The organism is Streptomyces sp. NBC_00207 (assembly GCF_045160965.1).
Lineage (GTDB): Bacteria > Actinomycetota > Actinomycetes > Streptomycetales > Streptomycetaceae > Streptomyces.
In genome coordinates this window covers 8,505,479-8,521,015 of sequence record NZ_CP130715.1, presented here as the reverse complement: position 1 = coordinate 8,521,015, position 15,537 = coordinate 8,505,479, and the positions used below count along the sequence as shown (strand labels likewise).

Here is a 15,537-nt window from a genome sequence, read left to right as displayed (position 1 = left end):
CGCAGGGGGGTGCCGGAAGACGCCACCCCAGTCGGCGGACCGGTCGGCACTGATCTCCGCCACCAGGCCCGCGCTGCCCGGCAGGCTTCACCCCCGGCACCCGCGAGGGGGTTCTGCGGGGGCTCGTCACGGGAGCCGGCCCGGGGAGCGCTCCGACGGTGCGTGGCCGGTGATCACCGGGCATGCCGGGGGCGGATCAGTGGAAGGAGTAGCAGTCCGAGGCTGCCGGCTTCTTGCCGGGGCCGGGGCCGGGGACATCGTTGCGGAGTTCGAAGAACGCTCGCTCCGGGGCCTGCGAGAAGGTTTTCAGTGCCGCGTCCGAGACTTCGATGCAGAAGCGTTTCGTGACGGGCGTTCCGCTGCTGGCCCGCTGGAGGACGAGGGACCCCGTGTACCGGCCTTTCCGAAAGGCCCAATCCCGTGCATGGAAGAGGATCGTCGGCTGCTGGGGCTTGTCCTGGCTGACCACCAGCGGGGTCGGGTCCGCAACCCTGTTGTAGTTGACCTGATTCGCGTCGAAGTCATAGATCCACGCGCCCGACTCATTCCAGTAGAACGCGGGGGTGGGAACCCCCGGGTCGGCCGGCTTCAGCTCCAGCCTCGCGTCGGTGACGACCTCGACGTCTTCGGTACGGATCCGTGTCGAGATGGTCGGCTGCAGGAACACGTGGACGGAGTTGCCCGGCGCCCGGGGCTCGATCCGTACGAGATGAGGCAGATGGACATCGATTTCCGGTGTCCGCTGCAGCGTTGCGAAGTTGTAGAGCGAGATGGCGAGCGCCACGAGGCCGGTAACCGTCGTGACCCACAGATGAGCGGTATCGAAGCGACGTCGGCGCACACCCCGTTCACTCATGACACGATCTCTCATCCGCTGCTCAGGGCCAGTACCGCGGGCAAGGCCATGGTGCACCCGGTACGGCCCTGCGTCGGGGAGGCCGCGCCCTCGGCTACTTCACCGCGCCGGCCGTCAGTCCCGAGCGCCAGAAGCGCCGGAGGCAGAGGAAGGGGCGAGCCGGTGATGGCCGGCGAGTACATCTCCGGGCTCTCCGTCGTCGAGATGTTCCACGTGAGCAGGCCGAGGCTGCCGGGGTACAGCTCCTTGTCGTTCAGCATGACGAGGGCGCCGTAGAAGTTGTTCCAGCTCGCGGCAAAGGAGAACAGGAACAGTGTCACGAAGCCCGGGGCGAGCATCGGCAGCGCGATCGTGCGGAAGGTCCGCAGCTCGCCCGCGCCGTCGACCCTGGCGGCCTCGATGACCTCGTACGGGACGCTCCCGCAGCTGCAACACGCGTTTGTTGGAGAGGAGGACCATGGCCACGGTGCACTCGGCCACGGGGAGGGGGTTGGCCGGCGCGGCGGAGGAGACGGCGATGCCCCGGTCCCAGCAGGCGTCGGTGACCAGCTGTTTGACGGAGCCGGCCGCGTGTACGACGGCTTTGAGGCGGGGCGCGGCCGCCAGCGCCCGGGCGTCGACCATGGGGCCCCAGAAGGTGAGCAGGACCTCCGCCTCCGCGAGTACCTGCGCGGCCGCGGGTCCGCCGAAGTCGTCGACGGCGAACTCCTGGTCCAGTTCGGCCACTTCCCGGAGCTGGCGGGCGGTGGCGTCGTCCAGCAGGCGGGAACGAAGCTCGGGGGCCATCGCGAGCAGGGTCCGCGGGCGGCGAACGGGCATCTGGGGCTCCTCGCGGCGGAGTGAGGCCGCGCCGACTCCATGAATCCAGATTCCGAGCGTCAAGATCCATCAATCGAATGGCTCTATTCGTTCACAACTATCGCCAAAGACCGTCGTACCCGATCGCCGCGCATTCGAGGTCGGGCAGCGGGGCAGGATGTCGCCCGTGACGGGCCCCGATTCGAGGCCAAAGAAGGAGACCGCCATGTCGTCCACCCCTTCCGTCGAACCGAACGGTACGGCCGCTCTGTTGGTCAACTCGCGCGGCCAGTACCTGCTCCACCTGCGCGATGCGAACAAACCCCATATCTGCGACCCGGGCACGTGGAGCATTCCGGGCGGCGGCCGCGAGGGGAACGAGACCTTGCAGGAGACGATCGCGCGGGAGCTGAAGGAGGAGACCGGGCTGACGCTTCCGCTCGAACCGTTCACCGTCGTCGACTGCCACGGACCCGACGGCGCCACGGGCCGGATCCAGGTCTACCTCGGCTCCTGGGACGGCGATGCCGACGCGCTTCCGCTCAGCGAGGGCATCATGCTGCGCTGGTTCGATGCCCGTACGACGGCGCACCTGACGATGTGCACGTGGACACAGCAGGTCATCGACCGGCACCGGGCGCAGGTGGACGGGGCGGAGCCGGGCCCGCGTACGGCGGCCACGGCGCCCGCCGGGAAAACGGGCGGCCGGGCCGTTCCCAACATCGTCGGGGCCCACCTCTACCTGGAGCGCGACGGCCGCGTCCTGCTCGGGCTGCGCCACCCCGGCTCGGCCTTCGGCGCGTCGAACCACCACTTCCTCGCCGGCCACTGCGAGCAGGAGTCCGCCATCGCCTGCCTGGTCCGCGAAGCACGGGAGGAAGCCGGCCTGTTGCTACGGGCCGAGGACGTCGAGATCGCGCACGTCCTGCACCTGGTCGACCCCCCGGGCTCACGGCCGCGCCTGCAACTCGTCTTCCGCGCGCACCGGTGGGAGGGGACGGCCGAGGTCCGCGAACCGGACAAGTGCGTGAGCTGGGACTGGTGGCCGGCCGACGCACTGCCGGAGCCGATCGTGCCGTACGCCCGGGCCGCGATCGAGGGCATCCGGGCGGGCCGGCTCTACACCGAGATGGGCTGGCTGTGACCGCCGCCGGGCACCCGGGGGCAGTGGGCCGGTACACCCTCCCGGTCGACGTGCACCTGATCCTGCGCCGGGACGGCGAGCGGGGGCCGGAGGTCCTGCTGTCCCGGCGGGCGGGCCGGGTCTACGCGGCGGGGATGTGGCACCTGCCCTCCGGGCACCTCGACGGCCCGCACGAGGACGTGGTCGAGGCCGTGGTCCGGGAAGCCCGGGAGGAGACGGGCGTCCTCATCGCCCTCGGGGACGTGGCGTCGGCGGTGACCGTCCATCACCGTGGCCCCCGGGGCCACGCCCGGCTCGGCCTGTTCTTCGAGGTCCGGCGCTGGGCGGGCGCGCCGGCGGTGCGGGAGCCGGAGGTGTGCGACGCGATGGGCTGGTACCGGCTCGACGACCTGCCCGAGCCGATCATCGCGTACTGCCGGGCCGGCCTCGACGCGTACGCGGCCGGGCGGCCGGCGGCCGTCCACTTCCAGCACCTCGGCGACCCGATCCCCCACCGGCCCGACGGCCCGCGCCGCACCCGGCTCCTGAACGGCGCCGGGCCCGACAGCCCCTGAGCCCGAGTGATCGCGCTCATGCCCCGAAGGCTCTCACGGCCCCGTCCATATCCCGGCGTGTAGGGGGGATATAGGGACGCCGGAGAGGCTGCACGCATCGGGCCGGCCCGCATGTCGCCGGGTGGCCGCTTCCTTCGAGCCATCGGAAGGCCTCGTCATGAAATCAATGAGTCGCACCCTCCGGAACGCCACCGCCGTCCTCGCCTTCGCCGGCGCGGCCGTCTCGCTGGCCGTGCAGCCCGCCGTCGCGCACAGCGGCTACTTCTACAAGAAGCGCAGCGGGTGCGTGTACACGGGAGGCCTCTCGGCCGGCCACGAGTACGCGTGGACCAGGAAGGACTCGGGCGACTGCGCCGGTCACGCCTGGCTGCTCGTGAAGCTCTCCAACGGGAAGTGGTCCGAGGTCCACGAGTCGGGCAGTGTGAGCATCACCTCCGGCTGGAACGGAATCTCCGAGGCCTGGCACAAGACCCAGGCCAACGAGGACTGGGTCCGCTCCCACTAGCGCGGCGTGCTGATGGGACCGAAGTGGGCACGGAGCCTGGTCCTCGTGGCGCTGTTGCTGGGCGGACTGGCCGGATGCTCGTCGCAGGCGGGCGGCGCCGGCCGGTCCGCACCGGCCGGCGGCGAGGCGCGGCCGACGGGCAAGGTCACGGACGCGGTGTACGAGGCCGCTGTCGACCGGTTCGCCGAGTGTCTGGCAGCCGAGGGGATCGAGCTCGTCAACGAGGGCTGGGATCCGGTGGACCACGAGAAGATGGTGCTGCGGTACAGCGCACCCGCAAAGTCGGCGAACGAGGTCGGTAAAGTCACCACGAAATGCCGTACCGCTCATTTGGACGCCGTGGCGGCCGCGTATACGGAGGACAATGCGTCCCTCATGGCGCCGGACCTGATGACGGCGGTTCGCGACTGCCTGGCCGAAAAGGGAATCGGGCTTTCCGGCCGGGAGAGGAATCCGCAGGATCTGCTGCGCGCGGTGCCCGGCGGGGACGAGTTGCGCACGTGCGTGCACGCGAGCGCCGCCAGGCTCTATCCGGAACTCTCCACGGTGGCGTTCCCCTGACGGGCGGCCGCGGCCGGAACGGCGCTCCCGCGCCTACAGGTCCGGGTCCTCGTCCCCGTCGAGAATGCGCTTCTCCAGCTCCCGCAGCCGCGCGCCCGGGTCCAGTCCGAGGTCCTCCGCGAAGAGCCGCCGGGTGTCCCGGCACTGTTCCAGCGCCTCCGCCGACCGCCCCGTGCGGTACAGGGCCAGGACCAGCTGCTCGTGGAAGCGTTCGCGGTACGGATGATCGGCGAGCAGCAGCCGCAGCCTGCCGATGAGGTGGGCGTGGTCGCGCAGGGCCAGATCGATGTCGACCTGCTGCTCGATGGCCTCCAGCCGCAGTTCGGCGAGGTAGGCGGCGGCGTCGCGCAGGGCCGGATGGTCGGCGAAGTCGGCGTACGCGGGGCCACGCCATTCGGCGAGGGCCTCACGGTTGAGCCGTGAGGCCCTCGCCAGGTCGCCCCGCTCCAGGGCGTGGCGGATGTCGGGCATGCGGGTGAGGAAGCGCCACGCGTCGACCTCCTCCGGCGCCACGTCCAGTACGTATCCGCGTCGCCGCGCGGTCTGCAGCCGGCCCGGTCCCAGTGCCCTGCGGATCCGGTGGACGTGGAGGTGGATGTTCGCGGTCGCGGAGGCGGGCGGGGTGTCTCCCCACAGGGCGTCGGCGAGTCTGTCCACGCTGACGGCCTGTCCGGCGTGCCGGAGGAGGACCACGAGGACCAACTGCTGTTTCGGCGATCCGAAATCGAGCTGCCGCCCCGCCAATTGTCCGTCGAGCCGTCCGAGAACATGTAAGTCCAGCGCGTCCGACACCAGTTCCGCTCCCCCCGGCAGCATGGTGTGACCTTTCGGTCTCCGGACGCTACCGGCCCGCGCTTGTTCGGGTAAAGAGCGCAAAATGCAGGCCGGTTGGAGGTTTCCGGCCAGCAAATGAATCGGGCACGGGTCATTGAGCGCGCTGGGGCGTGTTCGGGTTACTCGCGGACCTGAGCGTTCACCGCGGGATGCGCATGCGCGTCACCGCTGTCCGTGCCCAGGCCCGCGAGCAGGCGCAGCCCGTCCGCCGCGGGGCTGCCGGGAGCCGCGGACAGCACGAGCAGCTCCATGCTCGGTTCGTCCGGCAGTGCGAAGTTCTCGTGGTGCAGTTCCAGCAGTCCGACCAGCGGGTGCCGGTAGGCCTTGCGTCCGTGAGTGCGGGCGCGCACGTCCGCGCGGGCCCAGAGGCGGCGGAAGCGCTCGCTGCCCATCGCCAGTTCGCCGATGAGCGAGGCCAGGCGGGGGTCGTCGGGGTACTTGCCGGCGGCCAGGCGCAGGTGCCCGACCACGTCGAGGGTGCATGTCTCCCAGCCCGCGTACAGGCCGCGCTCGGCCTCCTCGAGGAAGATGTGCCGGGCGGTGTTCAGGCCCGGCAACGGCCGGCCGTAGAGGAGCGCGGCGAGGCGGTTCCCGGCGAGCACGTCCATGCGGTGGTCCATGATCAGCGCGGGTGCGTCGACGACGAGGTCGAGGACGCGCAGCAACTCGGGCCGGACCCTCCCGCCCGGCGCCTTCGCGCGGCGGCGGCGCTGCCGGGCGAGCCGGTAGAGGTGCCCGCGTTCGGTCTCGTCGAGGCCGAGGACGCGGGCGAGCGCGTCGAGGACCTGCTCGGAGGGCTGGGTCGCGCGGCCCTGCTCCAGGCGTACGTAGTAGTCGACGCTGACTCCGGACAGGTGCGCGACCTCTTCGCGGCGCAGCCCTTCGACCCGGCGGCGGCTGTCGGTGGGTATGCCGACGGCGGCCGGGTCGACCCGGGAACGCCGGGTCCTCAGGAAGCCCGCAAGATCGTCCATGCTCCCAGTATGTCCTCGGTGGTGCCCGTGAAGGGTGGTCCTGCCGGTACCAGGAAGTCCGGTACCAGGAAGTCCGGTCCGATGGAAGAGGCGCCCCTGAACGCCGGGCGCCGCAGCGCCCAGGATCGGAGGCATCCGATCCGAAGGAGTTCCCGTGAAGACGCTGATCGTCCATGCACACCCGGAGCCGAAGTCGCTCAACGGCTCGCTGAAGGACCTCGCGGTGTCCACCTTGGAGGCCGCCGGACACGAGGTACGGGTGAGTGATCTGTACGCGATGAACTGGAAGGCGGTCGTGGACGCCGCGGACTACGGCCCCGACGCCTCGAGTCCGCTGAGGGTCGCCCTGGACTCGGGCCGGGCCTTCAATGCCGGGACGCTCACCCCGGACGTCCTCGCCGAGCAGGAGAAACTGCTGTGGGCCGACACGATCATCTTCCAGTTCCCGCTGTGGTGGTACACGATGCCCGCGATCCTCAAGGGCTGGGTGGACCGGGTGTTCACCTACCGCTTCGCGTACGGGGTCGGCGAGCACAGCGACACCAAGTACGGCGAGCGCTTCGGCGAAGGCACCCTCGCGGGCAGGAAGGCCCTGCTGTCGGTGACCGTAGGCGGCCCGGAGTCGCACTACGCCGCTCGCGGGATCAACGGCCCCATCGACGACCTGCTGTTCCCGATCCACCACGGCATCCTCTACTACCCGGGCATCGAGGCGCTGCCGCCGTTCGTGCTGTACGGCGCCGACCGGATGTCCGACGAGGAGTACGCAGACGTGGCCAAGGCCTGGGAGCAGCGCCTGCTCACCCTGGAGTCGACCGAGCCGATCGCGTTCCGGCGGCAGAACTTCGGTGACTACGAGATCCCCTCGCTGCACCTGAAGGAGGGGCTCGAGCCGGCGGGCCGCACGGGCTTCGGGCTGCACGTGCGCGGCTGACGGCCGACGCAGGATTGAACACGTTCAAGTCCTCTGGCAGTATCTCCGTCGGGGAGTTCGCGGGCGGTGCCGTATGGGCACCGCCCAGCCCCTCGGCATGGGCCGCCCCTGCGCCCGGAGAGAGTGCGACGTGATCATCTTCTTGCTTGCCTTCCTGGCCGTGGGCCTGTTGCTCGCCGTCGCGCCGGGCGGCGCAGTCGGATACTTCTTCGTCGCGGTGAGCCGCCGGCTGTCACTCGCGGCCAGGATCCCCCTGCTGTTGGTACTGGCGGCGGGCACGGGAGGGATGTGGCTGACCCTGATGGGAGACGCCAACTCCTGGCGGCCGACCGCCGTGGCCCTGTCCTTCATCTCCACACTCATCTCCGGGACCATTTCCCTCGTACACGAGGCCGGCAAGAAGCGTGCGCGGCACCTCCCTGCCGTGGCCTGGCCCGGCTGGTACCCGCCCGCCGGCCGGCGCTAGCCGGGCCGCGGTCCGCGAGCGCTCCCTGGCGAAAATCGCTTCGGGCGCCGAGGCCGTCGCCCCTACCGTGACCTGATGACGACTCAAGTGATCGTATTGAACGGCGGGTCCAGCTCGGGCAAGTCCGGGATCGTCCGATGCCTGCAGGAAGTCCTGCCGGATCCGTGGCTCGCCGCCGCCGTCGACTCGCTGATCGAGGCGATGCCCGCCTCCCTGCAGACGTCGGTCGCGGGAATCGAGTTCGCCGCGGACGGCGGCGTGAAGATCGGATCGGAGTTCCGGCGGCTGGAAGCGGCATGGATGGCGGGAGTCGCCGCGATGGCCCGTGCGGGTGCCAGGACCATCGTCGACGACGTCTTCCTCGGCGGAGCGGCCTCCCAGGAGCGGTGGCGTGAGGCCCTCGACGGTCTGGACGTGCTGTGGGTGGGCGTGAGGTGCGAAAGCGCGGTCGCCGCGGGCCGCGAGACGGCCCGCGGGGACCGGACCCGGGGGATGGCCGCCGCACAGTCGGAGCTCGCCCACCACGGCGTGGTCTACGACCTGGAGGTCGACACCACGCACACGGAGTCCCTGGACTGCGCGCGGACCATCGCCTCCCACGTCATGTGACCGGCGGGCCGTGGGCGGCCCCCGCACCGCCACCCGAGAGCTCATGTGCCAAGAGAATGCGTAATCAAGCTAGCAGATGCCAAATGATTGACCGATTCTCCTCTTGAATGATTCACTGACCACGGACGCCCGCTCCCCGACTGTCTGGCGGCTCTCGCAGTCACCGCGGGCGCGGCGCAAGGAAGCCCCTGCAGGCCGATCGCGGTGTTCGGCGTACAGGGGCTCCTTCATGGAGCGACACCTTCCCTACAGGTCTGGCATATGCGGCCTTCCCCACGGCATTCTTTACGCATGTGCGGTCCGATCATGCCGCCATGGCTCGAATGTAAGGAGTAGCCGATGGCAGTCGTCATCCTGCAGCACGCACCTGCGGAAGCCCCCTCCACCGTGGGGGCGGCCCTGGCAGCGGCCCGGCTGGACCTCCGCGTCTACCAGGCCGGCGAAGACGACCTGCCCGAAGACCTCACCGGGGTCGACGCCGTCGTCGTGACGGGCGGGGCCGCACGGATCCGGTCCGGCGGGAGCGCCCCCGCGCGCGAGGCCGAGCTGGAGCTCTTGCGCGGCGCTCTGGCGAGGGAAGTGCCCGTGCTCGGGCTCGGCCTGGGCGCGCATCTGCTCGCCGTGGCGGCCGGCGGCGCCGTCGTCCACCAGGCTGGGTCCGCCCCCGGGCAGGCCACCCGGAGGACCGTACGCACGGCACCCGCGTCCGGTTCGATCCGCTGTTCGCCGGCGTCGCGGCGGAGCTCCCCGCGGCGCGGTGGGGGCACGACGACACCGTGGAACTGCCCGCCGGCGCCCTGGTCCTGGCCTCGGACGACCACCAGCGCGTCCAGGCGTTCCGCATCGGTGCCAGCGCCTGGGGCCTGCACTTCCCCCTCGACCCCGAGGCCACGGAGGCAGAGGCAGAGGCGGAGACGGAGACGGAGGCGGTCGAGGCAGCGGACGGGCCGGCGCGTTCGGCTCCGGAGCGCTGGTGGGGGCCGCTGCCGGCCCGCTTCGCCGAGCTGGTCGCCGGCCGCGCCGAGCACACCGCCACCCGTGCGTTCTTCACCCGGCGTGCGGACGCGTGGGAGGAGCGCTTCGCCTACCAGACCCCCGCCTACGAGGCCGCCGTCGCGCGCATGGGCCTGCGGCGCGGGCAGACGGCGGTCGACCTCGGGTGCGGTACCGGACGGGCCATGCCGGCCCTGCGCGCACACGTGGGCGCCGAGGGCACGGTGCTCGGGCTCGACCTCACCCACGCGATGCTCGCGGCGGCCGCCCGCATCGGCCGCGCCACGACCGGCGGGCTCCTCCTCGCCGACGTCGCCAGACTGCCGCTGCGACCCGGCTCGGTGCACGGCATCTTCGCGGCGGGGCTCCTCGACCACCTCCCCCGCCCGCGCACCGCCCTGCGCGAATGGGCGCGCGTCAGCGCACCGGGCGGCTCCCTCCTCCTCTTCCACCCGGCGGGCCGGGCCGAGCGGGCCGCCCGCCACGGGCGGCCCCTCAGTCCCGAGGACCCGCTCGCCGAGCCCAACCTCCGGCCCGTGCTCGAGGCCACGGGCTGGCGGCTCACGACGTACGACGACGCCGAACAGCACTTCCTCGCCAAGGCCGTCCTCGCGCGCTGACCGCTCTTCCGGCGTCCCCGGCCCGTCGGCCTCAGGCGCCCTTCTTGCCCAGGAACCGCCGTAGCCGCGCCAGGGGCCAGGTGTTGATGACGTCGTCCGCGGTCAGCCAGCCGCGCTGCGCGGTCGCGACCCCGAAGCGCATGTACGGCAGGTGCGTGGTGGCGTGCGCGTCGGAGTTCACGGCGAACTTCACTCCGTACCTCTTCGCGCGCAGGATGTCCTCGTCGCACAGGTCGAGCCGTTCGGGATGCGCGTTGATCTCCAGCGCGGTGCCCGCCCGCGCGCAGGCCTCGAAGACGGCGTCGAAGTCGGCGTCGATGCCCGGACGTTTGCCGATCCGGCGCGTCGTGGGGTGGCCGATGACGGCGACGTTCGGGTTCTCGCAGGCGCGGATGAGGCGGCGGGTGAGTTCCTGCCTGCTCTGGTTGAAGTGCGAGTGGACGGAGGCCACACAGATGTCGAAGTCCGCGAGGAACTCGTCGGGCCAGTCCAGGGTGCCGTCCGGGCCGATGTTGAGCTCCGTGCCGTGCAGCAGCCGCATCCTGTGGTGCGTGCCGTCCAGTGCCCGTACCCGCTCGCGCTGGGCGAGGATCTTCTCGCTCGTCATGCGCTGCATGGAGAGGTTCGGCGCGTGGTCGGTCACCGCGTAGTACGCGTATCCGCGGGCGGCAGCGGCGGCGATCATGTCCTCCAGCGGGGCCAGCCCGTCGGTCAGGTCGGTGTGGGTGTGCAGATCGCCGCGGACGTCCTTCTCCCGGAGGAGGTCGGGGAGTTCGCCGCGCAGCCCGGCCGCGATCTCGCCGCGGTCCTCGCGCAGCGTCGGGGGGATCCAGGGCAGCCCCAGCCTGGCGTAGACCGCCTCCTCGGTCTCGGAGGTGATGTTCTCGCCGCTCTCGGCGTCGAAGAGCCCGTACTCGGAGAGCTTGAGGCCCTGGCGCACCGCGAGTTCGCGGGTGCGGATGTTGTGCGCCTTGGATCCGGTGAAGTACTGCAGCCCCGCACCCCAGGAGGCGGGCGGCAGGACGCGCAGATCGACCTGGAGGCCGGTGGCGGTCCGTACGGAGGTCTTCTTCTGCCCGTGCGCGATGACCTCGGCCGTCTGCGGGAGGGCGGTGAGCGCGTCCATGAACGGGGCCGACCGGCGGGCCGCCACCAGGATGTCGACGTCGCCGATGGTCTCCCTCATCCGGCGCAGGGAGCCGGCGTACGTGCACCGGACGCAGTCGCGGATCTCCGAGAGTTCGGCGACGAGCTGCTCGGCGACGTCCATGGCCGCACTGACGAGGATCCGGCCCTCGCCGGCCTTCTGGAGCACCGCGATGCCGTGCAGGATGTTGTCCTCGGTCCGCTCGCCGAAGCCCTTCAGGTCGCGCAGCCGTTCCTGCCGGATGGCGTCGAGCAGCTGGTCGACGGAGCTGATGCCCAGCTCCTCGTAGAGCACCATGGCCTTGCGGGGCCCGAGCCCCGGAATCGCGATCAGCTCGCGCACTCCGGGCGGCACGGACGCCCTGGCCTCGTCGACCACGGTCATGCGGCCGGTCCGCAGGTATTCGAGGATCTTGTCGGCGACCGACCTGCCGACGTTGGGGATCTCGCGCAGGCCCTTGGCGTCGAGCGTGGAGACGTCCTCCGGGTGGCCTCCTACGGCTCGCGCGGCCTTCTCGTAGGCGCGCGCCTTGAAGGCCTCCCCGCCCCGGATCGCGATGAGGTCCGCGTACTCCTGGAGCAGAGCCTCGACCTGGTCGTTGGCTCGGGCCATGCCTCCAGGGTGCCCCGCGGGCCGCGCCCGGGCACATCGGGCGGTCAGGAGCAGGGCACCCCGTGGGTCAGAGCATGACGTGCTTGGCCTGGGTGTAGTCCAGGAGGCCGGACAGGGAGAGGTCGCTGCCGTAGCCGGAGTGTTTGACTCCGCCGTGGGGCATCTCGGAGACGGTGGTGCCGTGGGTGTTCACCCAGACGATGCCGGTGTGGAGGGCGCGGGTGGCGCGCATCGCCCGGTCGTGGTCGGTGGTCCACACGCTCGCGGCCAGGCCGAAGCGGACGGCGTTGGCCAGGTGGAGGGCCTCGGCCTCGTCGGCGAAGGGCTGGACGGTCACCACCGGACCGAAGGTCTCCTCCTGCACGATCTCGTCGTCCTGGCGGACCCCGGCGACCACGGTGGGTTCGTGGAAGAAGCCGGGGCGGGGCGGCCGGCCCCCACCGGTGACGATCCCGGCGTGCGCCGGCAGGCGGTCGAGCAGGGCCTGCACCGAGGCGAGCTGGGCGGCGCTGTTGAGGGGCCCGAAGTCGATGCCGGTACGGAGCTTCGCCGCCTCGGCGGCGAAGGCCGCGAGGAAGGCGTCGTGGATCCGGCGGTGGACCAGGAGCCGGGTGGGCGCGGTGCAGTCCTGGCCGGCGTTGTAGTAGGCGACCGCCGCGAGGGCGGCGGCGGTGGCCGCCACGTCCACGTCCTCGTGGACCAGGACGGGCGCGTTGCCGCCGAGTTCCAGGTGGACCCGTTTGAGGCCGGCCGCGGCGGCGGCCGCGATCTCCCGGCCGGCGCGGACGCTGCCGGTGACCGCGATCAGGGCGACGTCCGGATGGGCGGTCAGCGCCCGGCCGGTGTCGCGGTCGCCGCAGACCACGTTGAGCACCCCCGGAGGCAGGTGGTCCGCGGCGAGCCGGGCCAGGAGCACGGCGGAGGAGGGCGTGGTGTCGGCGGGCTTGAGCACGGTGGTGTTGCCGGCGGCGATCGCCGGGGCGATCTTCCACGCGGCCATCATCAGCGGGTAGTTCCAGGGGGTGATCTGGGCGCAGACGCCGACCGGTTCGCGGCGCAGCAGGGAGGTTCGGCCCTCGGTGTACTCGGCCGCGACGGCGCCGGGGAGGCTGCGTGCGGCGCCGGCGAAGTAGCGGACTGCGTCCACGATCGCGGGCAGTTCCTCGGTGCGGAACTGCTCCGCCGGTTTGCCGGTGTCCGCGGTCTCGGCGGCCGTGAGGGCGTCCGCGTGTGCCTCGATGGCGTCGGCGATGCCGAGCAGGGCGCGCTGGCGGGTGGCCGGGGTGGTGGTGGACCAGTGCGCGTACGCCGTGGCCGCCGCGGCGCAGGCCGCGTCCGTGTCCGCGGGGCCGGAGCGCGGGGCGTGGCGGTGCACCCGGCCGGTGGCGGGATCGGTCAGGGGCATCGTCGCGCCCGAGCGGGCGGGGCGGTCCTCTCCCCCGATGTGGTTGTGCAGGGGGTCAGCCACGGCGCAGCGCCTCCTCGGCTGCGGCGCGTCCGGTGCGGACGGCGCCTTCCATGTAGCCGGCCACCCACTGGTCGGATCCGCAGACGTAGAAGGGCGGTTCGTGGGTGCCGTGGCGGGGGCCGACGGCCATGACGTCGCCGGGGGTCCACTGGGTGACGTACCCCTGGGTCCACGGGTCGGTGCCCCACAGGCGCAGGTGCGTGGCGAGCGGCCGGTGGGCCTCGTCGCCGTAGAGGCGGGCGATGTCGGCGAGGAGTTCGGCGGGGCGCAGCTCGGCGGGCGTGCCGAGGAGGACTCCGTAGCGTTCGGGCGGTACGAGGGCGGAGAGGATGCCTTCGCTCTGCGGCCAGGTGCTGCCGAGGACCCCTTCGCATTCGGAGAGGCCGCTGAGGCCGCGCTCGCGCCAGAAGGGTCTGTCGTACGCGGCGGTGAACTTGGCGGCGAGGGCGTTGCGTTGACGGTGCAGGGAGGCGAGGCGCTCGTCGGACACGCCGGTGACGGCGACCGAGCGGAGCGGGCCGACGGGGAGGGCGCTGACGACGGCTCCGGCGGTCAGGGTTTCGCCTGCGGCCAGGCGTACGGTGCAGTGGCCGGGCCGGCGGATCGCGACGGCCTCGACGGGTGAGCCCGTACGGATCCGGCCGCCGAGCCCCTCGGCCATGCGCAGGGCGACGGTCGCCGATCCCTCGGCGACCCGCAGGCCCTCCCACGCCTCGTACTCGTAGTGGCCGTCGGCGGGTACGGCGGCGTGCTTGCGGAGGGCGGCGAGCAGGGAGGTCCGTTCGCAGGAGCCGTCGGCCAGGGCGAGTTGGCCGATCTCCCAGAGGCGTACGACGGCCGGGGTGGCGCCCTGGGCGCGCAGCCAGTCGCCGACGGACAGCCGGTCGAGGGCGGCGGCTTCGGGGTGTGCCCAGGGGTCGGCCGGGTCGACGGTCTCGGCGAGCGCGGTGAAGGCGGCGGTGACCTTGGTGTGGCAGGCGTCGTCGCCGGGGCCGAACCAGTGGGGCGGGTGTGCTGCGGAGATCCCTTCGGGGGTGGCCCGGACGAGGGCGCCGGGTTCGGCGACGTAGCTGGGCACCAGGGTGAGGCCCAGTTCCGTGGCGAGTGTGGTGTAGGCGGTGTGGGCCCGTCCCGCCACCTCCCCGCCGAGCTGGACCAGCCGGCCGTCGGGGAGGGTGGTCTGTTCGACGCGTCCGCCGACCCGGTCGCGGGCTTCGACGACGAGGACGTCGGCCCCGCCTGCGGCCAGGTCACGGGCGGCGGCGAGACCGGCCAGCCCCGCGCCGAGCACGATGACGTCGTGGTTCATGGGGTGCTTCCTTCGGTCGGTACCGGGCGGTGGTGCGGGAGCGGGGGCGGCGGGCCCGGGTTCAGTCGAGGACCAGGCAGTGTTCGGGCTTCCAGCCGATCTCGACCTGTTCGCCGCCGCTCCAGCGGTCCTCCATGCGGGAGCGGACTGTGTTCTGCTCCAGCACGGACACGGTGACGCCGGGGGCCAGTTCGATGAGGTAGGTGGTGGTCGGTCCGCAGTAGACGGTCTCCCGGACGACTCCGCTCACCTTCGCCATGCCCGGTTCGAAGTCGGAGAGCCAGATCTTCTCGGGGCGGATCGAGAGGCTGACCCGGCTGCCGTCGGACACCTCGGACCGGGGGCCGACGGGGAGGGCGGGGCCCTGGTCGAGGACGACCCGGCCGGCGCGGTAGGTGCCGGGGACGAGGTTGGAGGTGCCCATGAAGGAGGCCGTGAAGCTGCTCGTCGGGCGCTCGTACACGTCCTCGGGCGTACCGCACTGCTCGATGCGGCCCTCGTTCATGACGGCGAGGCGGTCCGACATGGTCAGTGCCTCGTCCTGGTCGTGGGTGACGAAGACGAAGGTGATGCCGACCTCGCGCTGGATCTGCTTGAGCTCGACCTGCATGCGGCGCCGGAGTTTGAGGTCGAGGGCGGCCAGCGGCTCGTCCAGCAAGAGGACCTGGGGCCGGTTGACGAGGGCGCGGGCGAGGGCGACGCGCTGCCGCTGGCCGCCGGAGAGGGTGGGCGGCTTGCGGCCGGCCAGTCCCCCGAGCTGGACGAGGTCGAGCATGTCGGAGACGCGCTCGCGTATCTCGGCGCGGGCGACGCCCTTGCGCTTGAGGCCGAAGGCCACGTTGTCGGCCAGCGAGAGGTGGTCGAAGAGGGCGTAGCTCTGGAAGACGGTGTTGACGTTGCGCTTGTTGGGCGGAAGGCCGGTGACGTCGTGGCCGTCGAGCAGGACGCTGCCCTCGGTGGGGTCGGCGAAGCCGCCGGTCATCCGCAGCAGGGTGGTCTTTCCGCAGCCGGAGGGGCCGAGAAGGGAGAAGAACTCGCCCGGGGCGATGTCGAGGGTGACGTCGTGGACGGCGTAGGCCTCGGAGTTGGGGTACCGCTTGCCGACGCGGTCGAGCCGGACGGCGGGCTGGTCGTGCACGGGGGTCGGGTACAT

At 71.8% G+C, this 15,537-nt stretch carries 15 protein-coding genes and 3 pseudogenes; 9 read left to right on the top strand and 9 right to left on the bottom strand.

Annotated features, from left to right (window positions below; translation table 11 throughout):
* Positions 1-196: 196 nt before the first annotated feature.
* From OG472_RS39355 to OG472_RS39345, 3 genes and pseudogenes are all read right to left on the bottom strand, one after another.
* Positions 197-856 carry a hypothetical protein gene (locus OG472_RS39355; protein WP_405942802.1) on the bottom strand — a complete coding sequence of 220 codons (660 nt, stop codon included), beginning with the start codon at positions 854-856 and terminating at the stop codon, positions 197-199.
* A gap of 94 nt (positions 857-950) precedes the next feature.
* A pseudogene (locus tag OG472_RS39350) lies at positions 951-1,278 on the bottom strand (ABC transporter permease subunit); the annotation flags it as partial.
* Positions 1,279-1,381: 103 nt separating this feature from the next.
* Positions 1,382-1,480: pseudogene (locus OG472_RS39345) on the bottom strand (hydroxyacid dehydrogenase); the annotation flags it as partial.
* A gap of 400 nt (positions 1,481-1,880) precedes the next feature.
* Here OG472_RS39345 and OG472_RS39340 point away from each other — a divergent pair.
* The 4 genes from OG472_RS39340 (at position 1,881) to OG472_RS39325 (ending at position 4,418) form a co-directional block, all read left to right on the top strand.
* A complete protein-coding gene (locus tag OG472_RS39340) occupies positions 1,881-2,798 on the top strand; it encodes an NUDIX domain-containing protein (protein WP_405942801.1) in 918 nt (305 codons plus the stop codon).
* On the top strand, positions 2,795-3,352 hold the full coding sequence (locus OG472_RS39335; protein WP_405833937.1) for an NUDIX domain-containing protein: 558 nt from the start codon (positions 2,795-2,797) through the stop codon (positions 3,350-3,352). The genes OG472_RS39340 and OG472_RS39335 overlap by 4 nt, the downstream gene beginning before the upstream one ends.
* Positions 3,353-3,518: 166 nt before the next feature.
* Entirely contained in the window at positions 3,519-3,857 is a 339-nt protein-coding gene (locus OG472_RS39330) for a hypothetical protein (RefSeq protein WP_383578002.1), read from the top strand.
* Positions 3,858-3,902: 45 nt separating this feature from the next.
* Entirely contained in the window at positions 3,903-4,418 is a 516-nt protein-coding gene (locus OG472_RS39325; protein ID WP_401610565.1) for a hypothetical protein, read from the top strand.
* Between the two features lie 33 nt (positions 4,419-4,451).
* Here OG472_RS39325 and OG472_RS39320 read toward each other — a convergent pair whose 3' ends face one another.
* Both OG472_RS39320 and OG472_RS39315 read right to left on the bottom strand, forming a co-directional pair.
* The gene (locus OG472_RS39320) at positions 4,452-5,234 is read right to left on the bottom strand and encodes a BTAD domain-containing putative transcriptional regulator (RefSeq protein ID WP_405942800.1); all 783 of its coding nucleotides are present in this window, start codon (positions 5,232-5,234) and stop codon (positions 4,452-4,454) included.
* A 137-nt stretch (positions 5,235-5,371) separates the two neighbouring features.
* Positions 5,372-6,226, bottom strand: coding sequence for a helix-turn-helix transcriptional regulator (locus OG472_RS39315; protein ID WP_405833930.1), 855 nt, complete (start codon positions 6,224-6,226; stop codon positions 5,372-5,374).
* A 154-nt stretch (positions 6,227-6,380) separates the two neighbouring features.
* Between OG472_RS39315 and OG472_RS39310 the strand changes: the two genes are divergently transcribed.
* The 5 genes and pseudogenes from OG472_RS39310 (at position 6,381) to OG472_RS39290 (ending at position 9,848) form a co-directional block, all read left to right on the top strand.
* The gene (locus OG472_RS39310; RefSeq protein WP_401610560.1) at positions 6,381-7,160 is read left to right on the top strand and encodes an NAD(P)H-dependent oxidoreductase; all 780 of its coding nucleotides are present in this window, start codon (positions 6,381-6,383) and stop codon (positions 7,158-7,160) included.
* Between the two features lie 130 nt (positions 7,161-7,290).
* Positions 7,291-7,626 (top strand): hypothetical protein, encoded by a 336-nt coding sequence (locus OG472_RS39305; RefSeq protein WP_405942799.1) that lies wholly within the window; start codon positions 7,291-7,293, stop codon positions 7,624-7,626.
* A 75-nt stretch (positions 7,627-7,701) separates the two neighbouring features.
* On the top strand, positions 7,702-8,235 hold the full coding sequence (gene cpt, locus OG472_RS39300) for a chloramphenicol phosphotransferase CPT (protein ID WP_405833926.1): 534 nt from the start codon (positions 7,702-7,704) through the stop codon (positions 8,233-8,235).
* Positions 8,236-8,574: 339 nt separating this feature from the next.
* Positions 8,575-8,856 (top strand): annotated as a pseudogene (locus OG472_RS39295) (methyltransferase type 11); the annotation flags it as partial.
* Positions 8,857-9,011: 155 nt separating this feature from the next.
* Positions 9,012-9,848 (top strand): methyltransferase domain-containing protein, encoded by an 837-nt coding sequence (locus OG472_RS39290; RefSeq protein WP_405942798.1) that lies wholly within the window; start codon positions 9,012-9,014, stop codon positions 9,846-9,848.
* A 31-nt stretch (positions 9,849-9,879) separates the two neighbouring features.
* Here OG472_RS39290 and polX read toward each other — a convergent pair whose 3' ends face one another.
* The 4 genes from polX to OG472_RS39270 all read right to left on the bottom strand — a co-directional run bounded on the left by polX (position 9,880) and on the right by OG472_RS39270 (position 15,537).
* Positions 9,880-11,607, bottom strand: coding sequence for a DNA polymerase/3'-5' exonuclease PolX (gene polX, locus OG472_RS39285; protein WP_405942797.1), 1,728 nt, complete (start codon positions 11,605-11,607; stop codon positions 9,880-9,882).
* A 67-nt stretch (positions 11,608-11,674) separates the two neighbouring features.
* Positions 11,675-13,075: an aminobutyraldehyde dehydrogenase gene (locus OG472_RS39280; RefSeq protein ID WP_405942796.1), complete on the bottom strand. Its 1,401-nt coding sequence runs from the start codon at positions 13,073-13,075 to the stop codon at positions 11,675-11,677.
* Positions 13,068-14,384: a flavin monoamine oxidase family protein gene (locus OG472_RS39275; protein ID WP_405942795.1), complete on the bottom strand. Its 1,317-nt coding sequence runs from the start codon at positions 14,382-14,384 to the stop codon at positions 13,068-13,070. Before OG472_RS39275 ends, OG472_RS39280 begins: the two co-directional genes overlap by 8 nt.
* A 61-nt stretch (positions 14,385-14,445) precedes the next feature.
* Complete coding sequence (locus OG472_RS39270; protein ID WP_401610549.1) at positions 14,446-15,537, bottom strand: ABC transporter ATP-binding protein; 1,092 nt, start codon at positions 15,535-15,537, stop codon at positions 14,446-14,448.